We start from the raw sequence: 17,535 nt of genomic DNA, 5'->3' as shown, positions 1-17,535 counted from the left end.
TCCGGATATCACGCTATAACTGGCACGAAGGATAGCATTTAGAGGCGGGTTAGCCAAAAATGAAAATGGTTAATTTCATTTTAGCTAACCAGATATCATAGAATTTAAAAGGGGTTAGGCACTTAGGTTGTGCGTTCCCTGCCCTGCAGTCTGAATTGCCAATTCTCGACTTCGTTGGTTTCTAAGCGTTGTTTGACCTTACTCATCCAGCTATCAGACAGTTTTTCTTGCGCTAATAGTTGTTCCAAACCTTGCTGGTTTAACGGATCACCAAAAAAGATATCGCACACAGCTTTAAGCGACATGGCATTAGGCACACGCTCAATCAAGGTCAATGGTTCATCGACACTTACCATTCCTGGCTTGATCACGCGATATAACCAACCACAACGGCTGATCGCTTGCATATCAACAGAGAAAGCCTCCACACCCCAACGCTGATTCAACTTATAACAAGGAGAGCGAGGCTGGCTAACCTCGATAATCGCTTCCCCCCATTGAAAGCGATCACCAAGGCAAACTGTTTCTTCTGTCATACCTTCAGAGCTAATGTTCTCTCCCATTCCGGGTGCATGCCACTCAATATGAGCGCCATACTTTTCCGACCAGTAATGGTAGTGTTCCAAAGGATACTGGTGGAGAGCCCGCTCAGGGCCACCATGATGACGCTTTTCAGCACATTCATCACCTTCCAGTCCCGTCTCAGACAAATATACCGGCTCCTTAACCGCGAGCTTATCAATGGCGGTATCGAAACCATAACGACGGGCAACTTTTCCTGTATATACGTTTTTTAAATTATTCGTTTTATTCATTCTACGCCTTAATTGAACCGCTACATTGATCCACCAGCCATCGCAATAGGCACACTGGCTTCATTGCGCACCACAGCACTCTACCCAATACCGGGCAATAGGATATTGGAATACAATCCCTTGAACAATGTTCTCAAACTGTCCGCCATTACGTTCGATGACAGTACGCGAAGCAATATTGTCTTCATCAGCTGTGATCAACGCTTTATGAATACCCAGCAGGCAGGCTTTAGGCAGGACTAATTTCAACATTGCTGTACCATACCCCTTGCTTCGAAAGCTTGGTGCAATGTCATAACCAATATGGCCACCTTCTTGGGATAAAAATGGTGTTTCGATATTATGGCGCACCCTAATGACACCGATGATTTCTTTATCTCGATTAATAAGCCAATAATGATGGCAAGGCACATACCCTTCAGGCAGATTCACGCCATTTGATTCGTCGATTAAAGATTGAACATATTGTTCAAAGTTGTTTTTTCCGTTCTGGTAATATTCGGCGTTTTCTACATCATTTTGCGCATAGTCATCATAAAATCGCTGAAATGCCTTCATGTATTCAAGATTGGGCGAAATTAATTCCATTTACATAATCCTTTTTAAATTAATTCTTCTAAAGTACTTATTACCCGATATTTCTCATTGTCACTACTAACAGCTTCAGGTCGATACCAAACCGCATTAAGCCCAGCGTCAATGGCAGGCAATATATCTTTGTCCAAGGTATCGCCAACCATGGTGATGCTCTGAGGTTCGGCATTTAAAGCCAATGCTATTTTCTCAAAATACACCGGAGTCCCTTTAGCGATTCCCATATTTACCCGGCAAAAATACCCCTTGATAAACGGTGCTAAACCTACTCGAGTAAATGCCCGTTTTATATCTTCAACAGATGACTCTTCAGCATTGGTTGCAATATAAATCTCTGCTTTATCAGACAAGTAACTAAGCGTTTCTAGCGCCCCAGGAACAACGCTTACTTCAGGCCAATCACACATCGGCCCTTGATATTGTGGGAAGTCGACCATCAAGGTATCTCCCCAATCAAATAAATATATCTTTGCCATATCGCTTCCTTTCAGTCTGGCAAGTTAATCTGAGCGGTATTTTATGAAGAGAAGGATTGCAATGCTTCCAGAGCTTCTATTGCCTTGGCACTTTGTACAAACACATGGTCATGATAATAAGCCGCGATAACATTGGCACTGATTCCCTGTTCAGCGAGTTTGCTAGCAATCGCAGCGGTCAATCCTACGGCCTCGAGGCTGGAATGTACCGTTAACGTTATCATACGGAAGGTAGCGTCGTAGTCCAAACCAGCTTGATCAGCCTTGTCCCTGCTGAGCACCAGAGTCAGCCCTTCTTGCTCCTGAAAAGTCGATATTGGTGACAAGTCCAAATACTGTGATAAATCGCCCTCCAAAGTACAGAATACAAACTCGCCTTCTTTGAGTTCAGGCGCCATCGATTTCAGTAACTGTTGCAGGTCGGTAATTCCATTCATACATCCTCCTTGATAATTGATGACACCTAGGCGCTAAAGTCGACTTTTATATGGCTTTTCAGCCAAGTTTCTCGAGATATTTGATACAAACAGTGGCGCTCCAAATGATGCCCTTTCGGCAGTTTGGGATGATCAAAGTCTTGGCCGATATTTGTCATTCCGATTTTCTCCATCACCTTTTGTGATGGAGTATTCGGCAAAGAAGTAAACGCATAGATGCTAGGCGCCGCTAACTCTTCAAACGCAAACTGCAGTACTCTGTTGGCTGCTTCAGATGCATAGCCTTTCCCCCAATGCTCTTTGGCAAGCCGCCAACCGATTTCTATAAAGGGTGCATTGGGTATACCGGATTGCTCGTCCTGGCTATGTAAACCCACAAAACCAATAAATTGCCCATTGATCTTTAGCTCAACCGCCCAGAAGCCCCAGCCCTTTTCTGCAATAAGCTGGGTGATCCTTGCCGCCTGCGCATCACTCTCTTGTTGCGATAAAACGGCTGGAAAAAACTGCATAACAGCTGGGTCGGCATTAAGCTTGGCGTAATCGGAGTAGTCTTCTCTTTTCCATTGCCTAAGGGTCAATCTATCTGTTTCTAACTGCGTTGCCATATACCTTTATGAGTCCTTGTCCAACTTATATCAATTACCTCAGTATAACCATAACTTCATTTTGTATGGGGCACACTATGGCAGTGGTAATGTTGATATTTTATCGAGAAATGAGTTAAAGCGACTTAGAAAGTAATCGCTGCTTATTTTCAAATCCGTAGCGACGGTAAAACTCATTGGCAACTTGATTTTTCGACCAAACATGCAATTCGACTGAACAAGCCCCTTTTGCTTTAGCCCAATCCTCAAATGCCGCCACAAGCTGACGAGCCAAGCCTTTCCCCCGCATGTGCGCATCTACCACTAGCTCTTCGATATATCCATAGCATCGACTGTTTGTCCAGCGCCGACCTTTGACATTAACAATAGAGCCTAACAATGTACCAACCACACACTCATCAACTTCTACAACGAGTAGGCACTGATTATTGTCAGCAAGTAACTCCCTCAACTCATCCTCATTAAGTACATCCACAGTCTTATTAACGACATCCGGTGCAATTGCTGCGTTGTGGTGGTTTTCTACAATAAATAATCGTGTCAGTGCGGAGAGATCGTTTATCGTTGCAGTTCTTAAAGACTTTGGATTGTTATCCATACTTATTTTGCTCTAAGTTAGCTTGCTCATGCTCTAGGGCTCGTTTCTGCCTGGACTTAATTTCTTGCCACGACTCTCCGTTTTCAATTCCCAAGATCCGCTCATTGTACTTACTTAATGAACGGGTCAGAACCGATTCGATATTGATGCCCTGTTCTTCCTCTAGGGCAACTAACGCATTGAGGTAATCCCAAAGCACATCACCAAGCTCGTCTTCTAAAAAACATACCCGTTTATTAGCAATCTCTTCGTTGACTTCATCGACTTCTGCCTTTAGCTCCGAGAGATAGGTTTTTGCCCCTTCAGACCAAGTCGATGTTTTATCGATAACCGCTTTCCTTCGTGCTAACTCGAGTAATGTCTCTAGCTTTTCCATCATTTCCCTATATAAGCAATAACTCTTCTGCTATCTCTGTATCGCAAGCCTGTCTCGATCAGCTTTCTTCAACTTCGCAACAACCAATTCGAATGAGCGATCAATCAGACCTTTCAACATACCATCTTCTATTTCTTCTGTTACCGATACGGTTATCCAATGCTTTTTATTCATGTGGTAACCCGGCTTTATCGCGGTAAACATCGAAGTCAATGCTTCGTTGTCAGCCGGTGCCCCTTTGAGATTAATATCAACAATCCCATCATTGACCGACAACAACGCAAACATCTTCCCCAGCACCTTGAACACCATGACATCGGCACCAAATGGGTAATCAAGCTCGGCTTCCGGTAAGGTCAACATAAAGTCGACAATCTCTTGTTTATTCATCGCAGTTCTCTTTAATCATTATCGAGCTGTGCGTTTTGCCATAGGGTGTTCAGGATTGAGCTGCAGCAGATCCCACAAATTACCGTAAAGATCTTCAAAAACAGCCACCGTGCCGTAATCTTGCTCTTTCGGCTCACGGACAAAATTAATACCGTCTGCGACCATACGGTTGTAGTCACGCCAAAAATCATCGGTATTCAAAAACAGGAACACCCTGCCCCCCGCTTGGTTCCCGATGAAGTCTATCTGCTCAGGCTTTGACGCTCGTGCAAGCAGTAACGTCACGCCATTGGAGTTCGGCGGTGATACCACGACCCAGCGCTTATCCTGCTCTGGCTGGTAGGTGTCCTCGATTAACTCAAACTTCAGCTTGTTAACGTAAAAGTCTATTGCCTCATCGTAGTCTTTTACGACAAGGGCAATATGAACGATATTCTGTTTCACTTTAAATCCTTAACGCGACACCAGCCTCGTTTAATTAATAGTAACTTTCATATATTTGGAAGGGCTGCTGTCTACAAAATGCGCCCAGATATGATCATACACCTGCCGCTGCCCCGGAAATGGCACCAGGGACTTCGCCTCTTCTAACCCCACCCAACGATACTCAGTATGCTCTTCATTAAGGGTCACAGGTTGGTTGGGCGGGCATAGTACGGCAAATACCGGGATGATCTGCAATACATTCACATTAGCTTCAAAGAACTGTTCAAGAAACTGTGCATTATAGAGCTCAGACACAGAGATCTGTGTCTCTTCATAGAATTCCCTAACGATTGCCTGCCAGCCCTTTTCATCTCCTTCGATAGATCCGGCAACATGACACCAGTAGTCACCTTTAACCCGCTTCATCAATAGCATTTTCATTTCACCATCAATTTCAGACAGGGCAACGCCTGAGACAATCGAGGTATTCACCGGTATCTTTTGTGTAGTCATCACTGATTGTTATTCCTCTTTGGGCGCATACTGGTCAAAGACCTGCTGCGCGGTCATCTTTTGGGTGTCATTGCTGAATTCATAGTAATCCGGCTTTTCGTCAATGAATATTTCACTGACCAAAGTAAAATCCTGGTCCTGAAACAGTCCTGCCGAGACAATATACTCATCACTTGGTAGCAAATGATAAAATAAATGCGAGCCGCAGGTTCCGCAAAATACCCTTTCAGCCCACTCTGACGAGCGATACACCACAGGCTGCTGTCCTTTAATTTGCACCTTAGAATGACAATGGACCGCAAACAAGGGGCCACCAGACCATCTGCGGCACATATCGCAATGACACAACCCAACTTCTTTTTGATCGTCCGCCGTTAATTCGATAGCTCCGCACAAACATTGTCCTTTCATCTTTCGCTCCTACTAATCCGAATAGCTACTTCAAGTTTATGTTGAGTAAGGAGGTATTGTGACAGGTGACGTTATTGCAATCTGTGACTGGTGAAAGACCAGAGCAAAAAAAAGCCCTCACCGAATGGCAAGGGCTGAGTAGTTTTTAAAAGAGATCAGTCTTTCTTTTGACGTTTGTTTTTTGGCACGTAATTCAAAATGGAAATCGGTACAGGCTTTCTCGGCTCAAAGCCTTCGACTTCACGACGCTCAATAAGGTGCCCTAGTCGGCTCTCAATCATACACAAGTTCTTAAAGTTATCTTTCGATACAAATGAGATAGCCTCACCCGATGCATCTGCACGACCGGTACGGCCAATACGGTGAACATATTCATCCGCTGGGAATGGCAAGTCATAGTTTACTACACGGGATAGCTCTTCAATATCAATACCACGGGCACCAACGCCTGTTGCTACAAGGTATTTGATCTTACCTGCTTTAAAGTCTTCCAGTAGTTGTTCACGAACTTTTTGGCTACGGCCACTGTGGAATGCCTCGGCAGCTATATCGCGCTTTTCCAGCTGAGATACCAGTTTGGCAGCACCGTGCTTGGTTTCAATAAAGATCAGTGCCTGATCCCAATCATTCTCTTTGATCAGGTGGCTAAGCAAAGCAGACTTCTTGTCCTTATCAACCGTGATCAACCACTGCTCAATATTAGCCTTAGAAGCTTGATTAGCCGCAATACTGATCTCATGCGGGTTTTCAACCACCGACTTAGCCAAATCACGCACTTTGTTAGAAAGCGTTGCAGAGAACAACAAGAACTGAAGCTCTTCAGGCAAACGGTCAATGATCTTGTTGATATCATCGATAAAGCCCATATCCAGCATGCGGTCGGCTTCATCAAGTACCAGCATTTCCACTTCTTCGAAGTGAACAGCACGCTTGCCATACATATCAAGCAAGCGACCTGGAGTCGCGACCAATACATCCACACCGTCAATCAAGCGCTGCTTCTGCTCTTTTTCATCGACACCACCGTACATCGCCAACGATGTCAGGCTTAGGTGTTTGCTATAAAGGGCGATCTTCTCTTCTACTTGAACAGCAAGCTCACGGGTAGGAACAAGGATCAACGCACGGATGCGTTTTTTACGCTGCGTTTTGCCCTGGCTGAGTTTTTCAAGAATAGGCAAAACAAAGCTGGCTGTTTTACCTGTACCAGTCTGCGCTGCCGCAATCAGGTTCTTGCCCTGCAAGATGACCGGAATAGCCTTGTTCTGAATAGTGGTTGGCTTGCTGTAGCCAAGTTCACTGACCGCTTTGGTTAATGACTCGCTGAGCCCAAGTTTAGAGAATGGCATGAATCGCCTCTAATTATACTGAATCTTAATATGGTAGAGCCGCCTCTACATGAAGCGCGGGAGTGTACCACGAACACTGTTGGCAAGAGACAACTTTCCTTTCAAACATAGTGAAATTAGAGAAAAATCATTGATGCTTAACCCGCTGGCGCCTGAAGCTAAACCACGTTTTTCCATATTAATCCCCGCTACGAAGTAGTGAACCGAGCCACTCCCATTTATAGACCTTGTAAGAACGCCCGTAACCATGGTATTTGGCACGAATGTATAGCTTTTCAATTTTAGTTCGACTTACTTCCTTCACCATCTATCAACACTCCATACCGTAAAGCTGGCAAATTCTATACTGTATAACCCAACTTGCATATACCAATAAGATATATTTCATATACTTTTTATAATTAATCGAAATCAATCTCGTCCTTTCTTTCATCGCCTAAAACACAAAACGCCTGATGAAAACCATCAGGCGTTTTGTAATCAGCAAATCCAAAGCAAGAGCCATTCTGAAATAAACACTTTATATTTAGATCATTAGCAAGCACTTCATAAATATACTACATGAAGCTGACTTTGGGATTTCGCTCTTCATTAATGGCATTTTTACCAAAGGTCTCGTGGTAGATCTGCATGAAATCTTCACGGATCAACTGCTCAAGGTGCGTCGCCATTTCTGTTGGGCAAAATAGCATAACATGCACCACCTGCTCTCCCGTTGGTGTCGTGGTGATATGTACATGTGGATCAGGGCCAGGCAGATCAACCCCCGCGTGCTTTTCAATCACCCCATTGTAGCGCCGCGCAACATCAATAAATTCTTCACAGTGCCCCTCAATCTGTTCGATTAGCTCAGGCACCGTGACATACAAGTTAACGAACTCTTTAACGGTAATACTGAAACTATGGTACACATAGCGCTTCATGAAATTCAGGTTCTTCACCGGGTAAGTAAAAAACATACTGTTGGGCAAGGTGGCTGTTTTACCGGTGAAGTGATATTGCCCATGGTGAAGGTCAATCTCTTGGATCACCGTTGCCATCATATTGTGCTCTATCACCTCACCACAAAGAGAACCAACTTCTATCCAATCACCAATCCGAAATGAACGGGCACTCGCTCGCTGAATTGACCCGGTAAAACACAGGATGATCTCCTTGGATGCAACGACAATCGCAACCGCAATGGCTGTCACCGACAGAGCAAATTCACTGATCTCAGACTGCCAGAGCATAAACAGCACCACCACCATAATGGTAAAAGTGCCGTTTTTGGTACGAGACATCCATTTACGCTGATGCTCAGAAACAAACGCAACATCCCCGCGAATTTGTTTCAGCACGAGCCGCCTGAACATCAGAACCAGCGCAATGATCAATACACTGAGCAGTGTTTTGTTTTCTAAGAAAAAATCGATAACCGGTAATAACTTCTCTGGCATGACCGCCCTTCTCACTCCTACTTATAAATCTATAAGTGACACCTTGCTAAACTCCCATAGTTTTAAAGCAAAATCCAGTCACCGTAGACTTCCGATGTTTAAAACGTTAATGGCTTAAAAAACAAGCTTTCGAAACAGTCTTTTATTAGCCATGCTCACGCCTAGAAAAAACTAAAAACCATGACATAAGAGGGAGAGCAAAACAATGCATGGGATTTGTATCACTAACAGCACATCCTAAAAGCTGGTTTTAAACAGAAGATAGCTCGGTGAATGAGTAGGCATTCATCATTTACTCTCCAACACAATAATATCCCGCACCTTTACCTATTACTGGTTTGAGAAATGCCGATATTTTTCTTTTATTGACTAGATTTCAAGGCAGTTTCATTATGAATTGCCACAACATCATAAATTCAAATAAAACCTACCACGATCATTCCACACGCAAATAGATGGCTTCCAAGATAAATGTACCTGCAACAATACTTCTTCATCACAAAGGTGGGCATCTATGGAAGGACTAACATACCGACAAGCATCTAGATTTTTGGACATGGCAACAATGGGAATAAAAAAAGGGGAAGTTGATGCGTTTATGTCTCTCGATAGCCGCATCAACTGGATTAACAGCCAACTAAACGAGCCTTATGCAAGCCACAAAGATCGCACGCTATATCAGGCCCAAAAGCGTGGCAGCTCCTCGACATCACAGGAAATGCGGGTCTGTGCCTGGTTCGATATTGCATTATGGCAAGGCGCACAATTACGCCAGCGAATGGCCTTTGCCCTCAGCCAGATATTAGTTGTCGGCGACCGTGATGCGCAGCTAGCCCCCTATCCTACTGAAATGGCTCATTACTATGACATCCTTACCGAGTACGCATTCAGCGATTACAAAACATTGCTTTATCATGTTACCCGTTCCCCAATTATGGGTCACTACCTCACCATGGTAGGCAACTTGCCAAAAAGCCATACCGGGGTTAACCCAGACCAAAACTATGCCCGGGAAATTATGCAGCTCTTCACTATCGGTCTTGAAGAGCTCAATCTCGATGGTACACCAAAACTCGATGCTAACAGCCAGCCTATCCCAACCTATGGTGACACCGACATAGAGAATATGGCTCGGGTTTTCACTGGTTGGTTCATGAATGGAAGCAGTATGGAAAGCCCCATGGTGGCCTATGATGATTCCCACGACATGGAAGCAAAAAAAATACTTGGAACCGATTTCCCCGAAGGCGTTGGGGCAGAAGCAGAATTAGATCAAGCACTGGATCTGTTGGTTAACCACCCCAATACCGCACCATTTATCAGTACCCTGCTGATTAAACGCTTCGTCACCTCCAACCCTAGGCCCGAGTATGTGGCGAGAGTCGCTTCTGTTTTCCGAAACACTGGAGGCAATCTTGGTGAGGTCATTACCGCCATTCTGACCGATGTTGAGGTACTAAAGGAAAACGACCTGCATGTAGCTAAAGTGCGCGAACCCATCCTCGCTATGACCTACTTCTATCGCGCTATGGATGCCTACCCGGGTAAAGGCGGCGACATCATCTATAACCCGATGAATTATGCCGACACGTTTGGTCAATATCCTCTGGGCTCGCCTTCTGTATTTAATTTCTACTCCCCCGATCATAGTCCGCAAGGCGCCTTGCTCAATGCTGATCTTACTGCACCGGAGTTTGAGCTTATCGATTGGAGCCAAGTCATTAAAACCAGCAATGTCTTCTACCGGACAATCCTTAACTATGGCCAAGACCGCAACAAAACCAACAACAAACAAGAGATGTATATCGCCCCAGTTGATTTCGAAGATGCCGCAAACAACCAAGACAAAGAAACAATGATGTCACTACTCAAAAACCGCTTCTTGCATGGCGAAATGGCTCCTGAACTAGAAGAAAGAATCGGGGCAATCTACGACACCCATAACAACAAGTACTACGCCGTTCCCAAAATGATTTTCTTCGCCGTCATTTCCCCTAACTTCATGGTACAGGAGTAGTCACTATGAGCATTTCACGTCGACAATTCTTAAAAGGCTCAGCCATTGCAACTGCATCTTCAGCATTGCCATTATCTTTGACTCTTCCCAGCAATGCCTTTGCCGCTGGTAGCGATGACTACAAGGCGCTGGTCTGCCTATTCCTATATGGCGGCAACGACTCTTTCAATATGATCATGCCCGCCTCTGGTGTTAACTATGATAATTATGTCAACGCCAGACCGGACATCCATCTTTCTGCCGCTGAGATGCTATCGATACCGCCGACTGCATCTGGGCAGGCAACCGCCATCAATAGCAGCATGCCTAACATCGCCCAGTTAATGGCAGAACAAAAGGCCACTGCTGTCGTTAATGTCGGCACCTTGCTGGAACCTACCAATAAAGGAAATATCAACAGTGTTAAAAAGCCTTCAAACCTTGGCGCGCACAACAAACAGCAATCGGCGTGGCAAATAGCATGGAACACGTCTGAATACCACTCTTATGGCTGGGCTGGCATGATGATGGATTTGCTGCCGAACGAATCTGCAACAGTCTCGGAAAGCCTCTCGCTCTCAGGTAATGAATTATTGGGGGGACAAAACAGCCAAGACTTGCGCATCAGCAGTGATGGGGTTCGGGCAATGGATGCGCTCGGCCACTCCAATGCAGTGAATAACAACTTCATCAAACTGGTAGACCAGCCTTACGGCTCTTTATTCTCACAAGAATATCTTTCTCGCCTCAAAGGTGTGATTGATTTCCAGGCTGAACTTGATTCTGTGATGAACAACTTCCCTGAAGATGAAACCATCCCTGCCAGTTACCTAGGCAGCCAGTGCCGCATGGTGAAACGTATGATTCAGGCCAGTGAGCAACTCAACCACCAGCGCCAAGTATTCTTTATCAGCCTTGGCGGATTTGATAACCACGGAAACCAGCGTGGCAAGCATGATAACCTGCTAGCCCAAATTGACAGCGCATTGAGTGCATTTTATCGCTCACTAGAAGCAGAAGGCCTGCAAGATAAAGTCGTCACTTTCACCATGTCAGATTTTGGCCGAACCATTGCCAATAACAGCAACCGTGGTACCGACCATGGCTGGGGCAGTAACCAACTCGTTATGGGTGGGGCTATCAACGGCGGGGTTACCTATGGCACACTGCCAGAATTCATCCCCACCGATGGGCAAGACGCAACGGGTAACAAGTTCATTCCATCCACCTCTTCCGAGCAGATGGCCGCAACGCTGTGTAAATGGTTCGGCTTGTCCGACAACAGTGTCGACTATATTTTCCCGAGCCTGAACCCCGCTAACAGCAACCCGTTTCCCAGTCGGTATCTTGGCTTTCTCGGCGATGCCACCCAACCACCGGCAATCCCTGAGAAATTAGCCATTGCCAGTGTTTTCGCCTCTGAAACCCGTGTTGATCATACTCCAGAGATGGCCGTTGACGGCGATGACACAACGCGCTGGACAGCACATGGGCTCGGCATTACCTATACTCTAGAGCTTACGAATTCTGCAACAATATCAGAGGTAAAATGGTCCCAGCAAAAAGGTGATGTGCGGCAATATTTTGTCGATATTGCAGTGAGTGAGGATGGTATCAACTTCACAACCGTCAGCAATATTACGACTCCAGGAGATACCTCGGCACTAATCGGCTTCCCTGTTTCAGCAACAAACGTGAAATACGTTCAGCTCACCTGTAACGGAAATAATGATCCCGCCGGTGGGCGATGGGTTGGGTGGAATAACTTCCGTGAAATTGAAATCTGGGGTAACTGAGTGATATAGGAAAGGGCTACCAAGCCCTTTCTTTTCATAGTAAAAAGTCAAAACGTTTTAGATACTGGTATTTTAATAAATCCTTCAGGCAACTTACCTGCCAAAATATTTACCTGCACCGAAGGATATAGCAATTTAGGGACATTTAACTGCTTGTCTCGTTCACTTCTAAATTCAACGAACTCGGTTTCGAGTGTTTCACTTCTAATGTGAATATTGTCTGATTTACTCTCACCGACGGTGGTCTGATACATCAACTCCCTACCGCCGGGTTGATAGTCGTGACAAACCCACAAACGAGTCGAATCAGCTAGAGAGTAAATTCGCTGAATGCTATCGAATAACTGCTTTGGACTCCCACCAGGAAAGTCACAGCGGGCTGAGCCGAAATCAGGCATAAACAAAGTATCACCAATAAACGCATTTTGATTTATTACATAGGTGACACTGTCACTGGTATGTCCCGGCGTTTCCAAAACGGTTGCAGTAAGCTGGCCAATGGCAAACTCTTCTTTGTCTTCAAAATAATGATCAAATGAACCACTTTCGTTGAAGTGAAAATCATCTATACCCAGCACAGATTTAAATGCAGCTTGTACATCAACAATATGTCGCCCAACACCAATCTTGCCACCAAGCTTAGATTTGATATAACTCGCAGCAGTTAGGTGATCTGCATGGGCGTGGGTTTCTACTATCCAATCCAGAGTCAGTTGGTTTGACCTGATATATTCAATAATGGTATCGGCAAGCTCTGTACTTACAACACCGGAAGACAAATCAAAATCCAGAGCACTATCAATCACTGCACAGTGCCCACCCGCCATATCAAACACCACATAGCTTAGTGTTGATGTAGAGCTATGGAAGAATGCCTCAACAGAAACCGTCATCGTCTACCCTCCTGCTTTATGACAAGAGCAAGCTGTCAGCCAATCTAGTCACAGTTAATTTTAGCCAGTTTCTGAGGCTCTTTTAGTGACGCTATTTATATTAAGCTTTAGCCGCAACGATGTAATGATTGCCTTACAGCTTCAGCACGATTACTGTAAATACCACGCGAACTTTATCTATATGCTCTAACCCCAAGGATACAATGAAGAAAATCTACCAACCGCTTTTTGATAACGACAATCCACCCGGAGAGATTTTTTTCGGCCATGAGGTGTTTCTACCGAACACAACGACACCAAGCCATAGCCACCCTTGGGGACAGTTGCAAATTATCAACGGTGGTATCCTAGAACTCAGGGCAGAGAAGAAGCGATTCTTGTCACCTTCACAATACGCGGTATGGGTTCCTGCAGGGATCGAACATGAGAGCTTTATGAGGCGAAGCCTCAACTATTGCTCGATGAATATTACCCACCCTTTGGCTGCCCCACTTCCCGATTACCCCTGTTTATTGGAAGTTAGCCCAATCATGGAAGCGATCATCAATGATCTCAAAGCCCGCCAGCTAACAGTGGCAGAATCGGAGCAGGATAAAAGGTTGATCAGCGTGTTGCTTGATCAAGTCTACCAAGCGAAAGAGCACGAGCAGTTCTTGCCAAGTAGTAACGACAAGTTGCTTAAGCCTATCCTAACTGAGCTTGAGCGCAATCCAATGTCAGAGAAAGCCCTAAAGGACTGGGCTGAAGTTCTGCACACCACGGAAAGAACGCTGGCCAGGCATTGCCAGGATAAACTCGGGATGAGCTTTACCGAGTGGCGACAACGGCGCAAGTTCCTCTATTCTTTGCACTTATTGCGTAAAGGGTCTTCTGTGAAGGAAGTGGCATTGACCTTGGGATATCACCAAGCATCCCCTTTCATCACCCTTTTTAAGCGACATGCCCACTGCACGCCAGAGCAGTACCGCCAGCGCTTCTTTGCCAGTAAAGAATAAATTGTGATAACTATTTTCTGATAGTTCCGGCAAGGTAATTGAAAGTTTCCCCTACCACTGCGGTCTGTATATCTGAAGCGCGTTGGAGGGGATAGATGAAACAGCTCATTGTTATTCTTTTATATGGACTTATCTTCACTTTGCCGTTAAGCATGCAAGCCGCATCGCTTAACGGCTTTAATCTATCCAATACCAGCATTCCAGCCGAAGAATTTCTTTCTGGCGGACCGGGCAAAGACGGGATCCCCGCCATTCTTCACCCCAAGTTTGTCCCAGCCGATAAGGCGAACTTTTTATCCACTAGGGATCCTATCCTAGGCATAGCAATAAATGGGAAATACCGAGCCTACCCCATCAAGATCTTAAATTGGCACGAGATAGTGAATGATCAAATTGACGGCAAACGCTTTATCGTCAGTTACTGCCCGTTATGTGGCTCGGGAATGGCTTTTTCGTCCATGGTAAGCGGTCGAGCCCTAACTTTTGGGGTATCCGGTTTGTTATATAACTCTGATGTTCTGATGTATGACCATCAAACCGAGTCCTTGTGGTCACAAATCAAAGGTTCGGCAGTGTCAGGCCAGTCCAAAGGCAAAAAATTAACCCAATACCCACTTACCTTAACGCGCTGGGGAAAGTGGCAACAAATGCACCCAAATACATTGGTGTTATCAACGAAGACCGGCTACAAGCGTGATTACCAACATGATCCCTATGCAGGCTACAGCCGCACTCCACGGCTTTACTTCCCCGTAGCCAACCAAGCCCCGTCAGTTTACAGCTCAAAAGAAACAGTTATGGGTTACAAAGGGCGAAATGGCGTCATTGCCTTTCCTTTCACTGAATTAAAAAAGAACGGAAAATCGACTTTTAGCCACACCTTCGAACAGCAGACGTTAACCGTTCATTGGGATGCTCAAAATCAATCAGCCCATTTAACCAACAGCCAAGAAGAGGAGTTACCCAGCACTCTACTTTACTGGTTTGCCTGGTATGCTTTTTATCCTAATACCGAAGTGTATAAAGCGCGATAGCGTTCAAAAAACACACACTTAAATACTCACCAAAGCTCACAAACCATCGATCTTAGTTGCATATCACAAAAACGAACCCCAAAGCAGGACTTTACTTTATTAAAAACCAATAAATATAGACAATAAAACCAAAATAACAACTCAAAGCTAGGTTTTACAACTATGATTGATATGATTTTTCCTACGTTATTCTTATCCACAGTGATCGGCTTCAGCCTATGGGGCTGGACGCAAGTTATACGTGTGGTTTTTCGATTCTAATCCCATTTTCCTTATGGAAGCCTTCAAAAAGTCGCTCAATAAAAACTAGAAAAGAGCAAGCCAGCAGAAATGCTGGCTTGTTCATACATGAGGATAGAAAAGATTGGGGTTATTACATCAACATCATAGTCATGATCAGCAGAGTAAGAATTCCCCCTATCATTGAAATCGCTGTACGGACAACCACTGATACCGGTGATACATTTGCAGCCCCCGCACAGGCATTAACAACACCAGCAACAAGAGAGAAACTTAAGAAGACGACATGGGAAGTATATTTTTATAATAAAACAAACCGTTACAATAATTATTGAACAGCTAAATCGCAAGAATATTTAATCTTATTATTTTCCAGCGGCTATTAACTTGTAAAAACGTAAAACTTGAAGAGTAGATATATAAAGAGCAGAGAAATTAACCTGCCCTTTATATTGAATAACAATCAAACCTTCGATTTAGAGTAAAGTGCTACTCTTCAAAGTTACCAATTACAAGTTGTTCTTTTCCTGAGATAATTGCTCTTCCCATTGAAAATGCTGAATCAATATCAAGATTATCGTCAAGCAATAAGAAATCCGCATCGCTGTTCAGTGCTATTTCACCTTTATTAATGCCCAATGATTTCGCAACATTTTCAGACATCATGGCACTTGCTTGTCCGATATCTAAACCGCGGTCAATTAAGGTACGAAGCAACTTAATATTCGAATCAACAGCTGCAGCAGTGATGGTGATCATCTCCCCTGCCTCGTTGAATTTTGGCAGGCTACCATTACCATCCGAGCTGATTGTAATTCGCTCTGAAGGTACGCCAGCTTCCAAAGCGGCAAATACAGCTTCACCGGGATCGTTGAAGGCGCAACTACCACCAGAGGTAATGTCCATCACACCGCCAGCTTTAGCGAAGCTTGCAGCCTCTTCAAAAAGCGGGATTGTTCTTGCTACGTGGGTCGGGGAAAAGTTACTGTGTGGAATGCCGAGCTCTACGAGCTCATTAATTTGCTTGAATGGGTCAGGCAAGCCGCCCATGTGCATATGAAGTACCCCTTTCTTACCCGCAAGCATTGCCCCCATCCGGACATCAGAGGTAATTCGCAATAGCTCGTCGGTTGAAGGGAACGAGCCTCGGTGATCGGCAATAGCGATTTTCACACCCAGTACTGGCTCAAGAAACACGAGATCATCCCGAATACTGTTTGTTAGAGTCACCGTTGGCACTTGGTAAGAGCCAGTATGCATCCAGGCAGAAAGCCCTTCTGCCCGTAAACCCATCACTTTTGCAAACAGATCCTGTGGCGATCGCGTCGAGCCATCAGTACCCATCACACCGACAACGGAGGTGATACCTGCTTTGATCAATTTCGAAAAAGTGATTGATGGTGTACGGCTACTGAACCCACCTTCACCGCCCCCACCTGTTAGGTGCACATGTTGATCTATGATACCGGGGATCATCAATTTGCCCGCGGCATCGATGGTGTTTACTTGTGTGCCCAGCCCACTCACATTCAAGTTATCTTCGATGGCAACAATTTTGTTACCCGCCACCAATACATCTTTTACGCCCAGAGAGTCTGGAGCATATACATTGGCATTTTTGATCAGGGTAAGATGCGTCATTCTTTTATTTCCTATTATATAATTCTTAATCTCATCACATTTTTAATTCTATTCTCATCAATCATTAATATCATTGTTACTTAGCAGATGCGATTTTCATCGTAATTTATTCTATATTAGTCACAAATAATGATATTAGTTAAAAATGCATGTTATGCCACTATGATATTTCCTAAAGCAATTAAGTTTTCGAGTTATCTAAAGTTGTTATTAAGTTATTTGTCTAACTCATTAACACTAATAATAAAGTAACCGAATAATCATATTTCTCACTAATATTGTGAAATGCCAAATATGGCTTCATCATGCAAAAAATGCATAAGAAAGCCAATTAGTGCATTGAATATAACGATCAAATATTTAAATAATTTCAAACTGTGTGTTTGTTTTAGTATTAACCATAATTACCATAAAATAAAACAAGCCAGCAACAGACTGGCTTGCTTAATTTATAGCTCCAAGTAACATCAAGTTACCCGGTATAGGACAATTTATATATTCTCATCCA

20 protein-coding genes are annotated in these 17,535 nt (G+C 44.4%); 5 read left to right on the top strand and 15 right to left on the bottom strand.

Annotated features, from left to right (window positions below; genetic code table 11):
- Positions 1-122: 122 nt before the first annotated feature.
- The 13 genes from ACXAD4_RS26455 to ACXAD4_RS26395 form a co-directional block, all read right to left on the bottom strand.
- Positions 123-815 (bottom strand): MOSC domain-containing protein, encoded by a 693-nt coding sequence (locus ACXAD4_RS26455; protein WP_475244986.1) that lies wholly within the window; start codon positions 813-815, stop codon positions 123-125.
- Positions 816-875: 60 nt separating this feature from the next.
- Positions 876-1,403: a GNAT family N-acetyltransferase gene (locus tag ACXAD4_RS26450; protein ID WP_475244985.1), complete on the bottom strand. Its 528-nt coding sequence runs from the start codon at positions 1,401-1,403 to the stop codon at positions 876-878.
- A gap of 14 nt (positions 1,404-1,417) precedes the next feature.
- Positions 1,418-1,885: an HAD family hydrolase gene (locus tag ACXAD4_RS26445; RefSeq protein WP_475244984.1), complete on the bottom strand. Its 468-nt coding sequence runs from the start codon at positions 1,883-1,885 to the stop codon at positions 1,418-1,420.
- 41 nt (positions 1,886-1,926) lie between these two features.
- A complete protein-coding gene (locus tag ACXAD4_RS26440) occupies positions 1,927-2,322 on the bottom strand; it encodes an ACT domain-containing protein (protein ID WP_475244982.1) in 396 nt (131 codons plus the stop codon).
- 26 nt (positions 2,323-2,348) lie between these two features.
- Positions 2,349-2,930 (bottom strand): GNAT family N-acetyltransferase, encoded by a 582-nt coding sequence (locus tag ACXAD4_RS26435; protein WP_475244981.1) that lies wholly within the window; start codon positions 2,928-2,930, stop codon positions 2,349-2,351.
- Positions 2,931-3,045: 115 nt separating this feature from the next.
- On the bottom strand, positions 3,046-3,528 hold the full coding sequence (locus tag ACXAD4_RS26430) for a GNAT family N-acetyltransferase (RefSeq protein ID WP_475244980.1): 483 nt from the start codon (positions 3,526-3,528) through the stop codon (positions 3,046-3,048).
- Positions 3,521-3,904: a MazG nucleotide pyrophosphohydrolase domain-containing protein gene (locus ACXAD4_RS26425; RefSeq protein ID WP_475244978.1), complete on the bottom strand. Its 384-nt coding sequence runs from the start codon at positions 3,902-3,904 to the stop codon at positions 3,521-3,523. The genes ACXAD4_RS26430 and ACXAD4_RS26425 overlap by 8 nt, the downstream gene beginning before the upstream one ends.
- Positions 3,905-3,934: 30 nt before the next feature.
- Positions 3,935-4,294, bottom strand: a complete 360-nt coding sequence (locus ACXAD4_RS26420; protein ID WP_475244977.1) for an MmcQ/YjbR family DNA-binding protein — start codon at positions 4,292-4,294, stop codon at positions 3,935-3,937.
- 18 nt (positions 4,295-4,312) lie between these two features.
- On the bottom strand, positions 4,313-4,738 hold the full coding sequence (locus tag ACXAD4_RS26415; RefSeq protein WP_475244976.1) for a VOC family protein: 426 nt from the start codon (positions 4,736-4,738) through the stop codon (positions 4,313-4,315).
- Between the two features lie 30 nt (positions 4,739-4,768).
- Complete coding sequence (locus ACXAD4_RS26410) at positions 4,769-5,233, bottom strand: NUDIX hydrolase (RefSeq protein WP_475245669.1); 465 nt, start codon at positions 5,231-5,233, stop codon at positions 4,769-4,771.
- Positions 5,234-5,242: 9 nt separating this feature from the next.
- A complete protein-coding gene (locus ACXAD4_RS26405; RefSeq protein WP_475244974.1) occupies positions 5,243-5,644 on the bottom strand; it encodes a GFA family protein in 402 nt (133 codons plus the stop codon).
- 155 nt (positions 5,645-5,799) lie between these two features.
- Positions 5,800-6,993 (bottom strand): DEAD/DEAH box helicase, encoded by a 1,194-nt coding sequence (locus tag ACXAD4_RS26400; RefSeq protein ID WP_475244973.1) that lies wholly within the window; start codon positions 6,991-6,993, stop codon positions 5,800-5,802.
- A 557-nt stretch (positions 6,994-7,550) separates the two neighbouring features.
- A complete protein-coding gene (locus tag ACXAD4_RS26395; RefSeq protein WP_475244972.1) occupies positions 7,551-8,432 on the bottom strand; it encodes a mechanosensitive ion channel family protein in 882 nt (293 codons plus the stop codon).
- Between the two features lie 514 nt (positions 8,433-8,946).
- Here ACXAD4_RS26395 and ACXAD4_RS26390 point away from each other — a divergent pair.
- Both ACXAD4_RS26390 and ACXAD4_RS26385 read left to right on the top strand, forming a co-directional pair.
- Positions 8,947-10,449 (top strand): DUF1800 domain-containing protein, encoded by a 1,503-nt coding sequence (locus ACXAD4_RS26390; protein WP_475244971.1) that lies wholly within the window; start codon positions 8,947-8,949, stop codon positions 10,447-10,449.
- A gap of 5 nt (positions 10,450-10,454) precedes the next feature.
- Positions 10,455-12,224: a DUF1501 domain-containing protein gene (locus ACXAD4_RS26385; protein WP_475244970.1), complete on the top strand. Its 1,770-nt coding sequence runs from the start codon at positions 10,455-10,457 to the stop codon at positions 12,222-12,224.
- A gap of 47 nt (positions 12,225-12,271) precedes the next feature.
- On the opposite strand, the gene ACXAD4_RS26380 is transcribed toward ACXAD4_RS26385, so the two are convergent.
- Entirely contained in the window at positions 12,272-13,117 is an 846-nt protein-coding gene (locus ACXAD4_RS26380; RefSeq protein ID WP_475244969.1) for an MBL fold metallo-hydrolase, read from the bottom strand.
- Between the two features lie 203 nt (positions 13,118-13,320).
- Here ACXAD4_RS26380 and ACXAD4_RS26375 point away from each other — a divergent pair, with 203 nt between their 5' ends.
- The 3 genes from ACXAD4_RS26375 (at position 13,321) to ACXAD4_RS26365 (ending at position 15,721) form a co-directional block, all read left to right on the top strand.
- Complete coding sequence (locus ACXAD4_RS26375) at positions 13,321-14,112, top strand: AraC family transcriptional regulator (RefSeq protein ID WP_475244968.1); 792 nt, start codon at positions 13,321-13,323, stop codon at positions 14,110-14,112.
- 95 nt (positions 14,113-14,207) lie between these two features.
- Positions 14,208-15,146, top strand: coding sequence for a DUF3179 domain-containing protein (locus ACXAD4_RS26370; protein ID WP_475244967.1), 939 nt, complete (start codon positions 14,208-14,210; stop codon positions 15,144-15,146).
- 218 nt (positions 15,147-15,364) lie between these two features.
- Positions 15,365-15,721 carry a hypothetical protein gene (locus ACXAD4_RS26365; RefSeq protein WP_475244966.1) on the top strand — a complete coding sequence of 119 codons (357 nt, stop codon included), beginning with the start codon at positions 15,365-15,367 and terminating at the stop codon, positions 15,719-15,721.
- 154 nt (positions 15,722-15,875) lie between these two features.
- On the opposite strand, the gene iadA is transcribed toward ACXAD4_RS26365, so the two are convergent.
- Positions 15,876-17,027, bottom strand: coding sequence for a beta-aspartyl-peptidase (iadA, locus tag ACXAD4_RS26360; protein ID WP_475244965.1), 1,152 nt, complete (start codon positions 17,025-17,027; stop codon positions 15,876-15,878).
- Positions 17,028-17,535 lie beyond the last annotated feature (508 nt).

The organism is Photobacterium sp. AWH4_225 (assembly GCF_056158405.1).
This window is presented reverse-complemented; position numbering and strand designations above follow the sequence as displayed.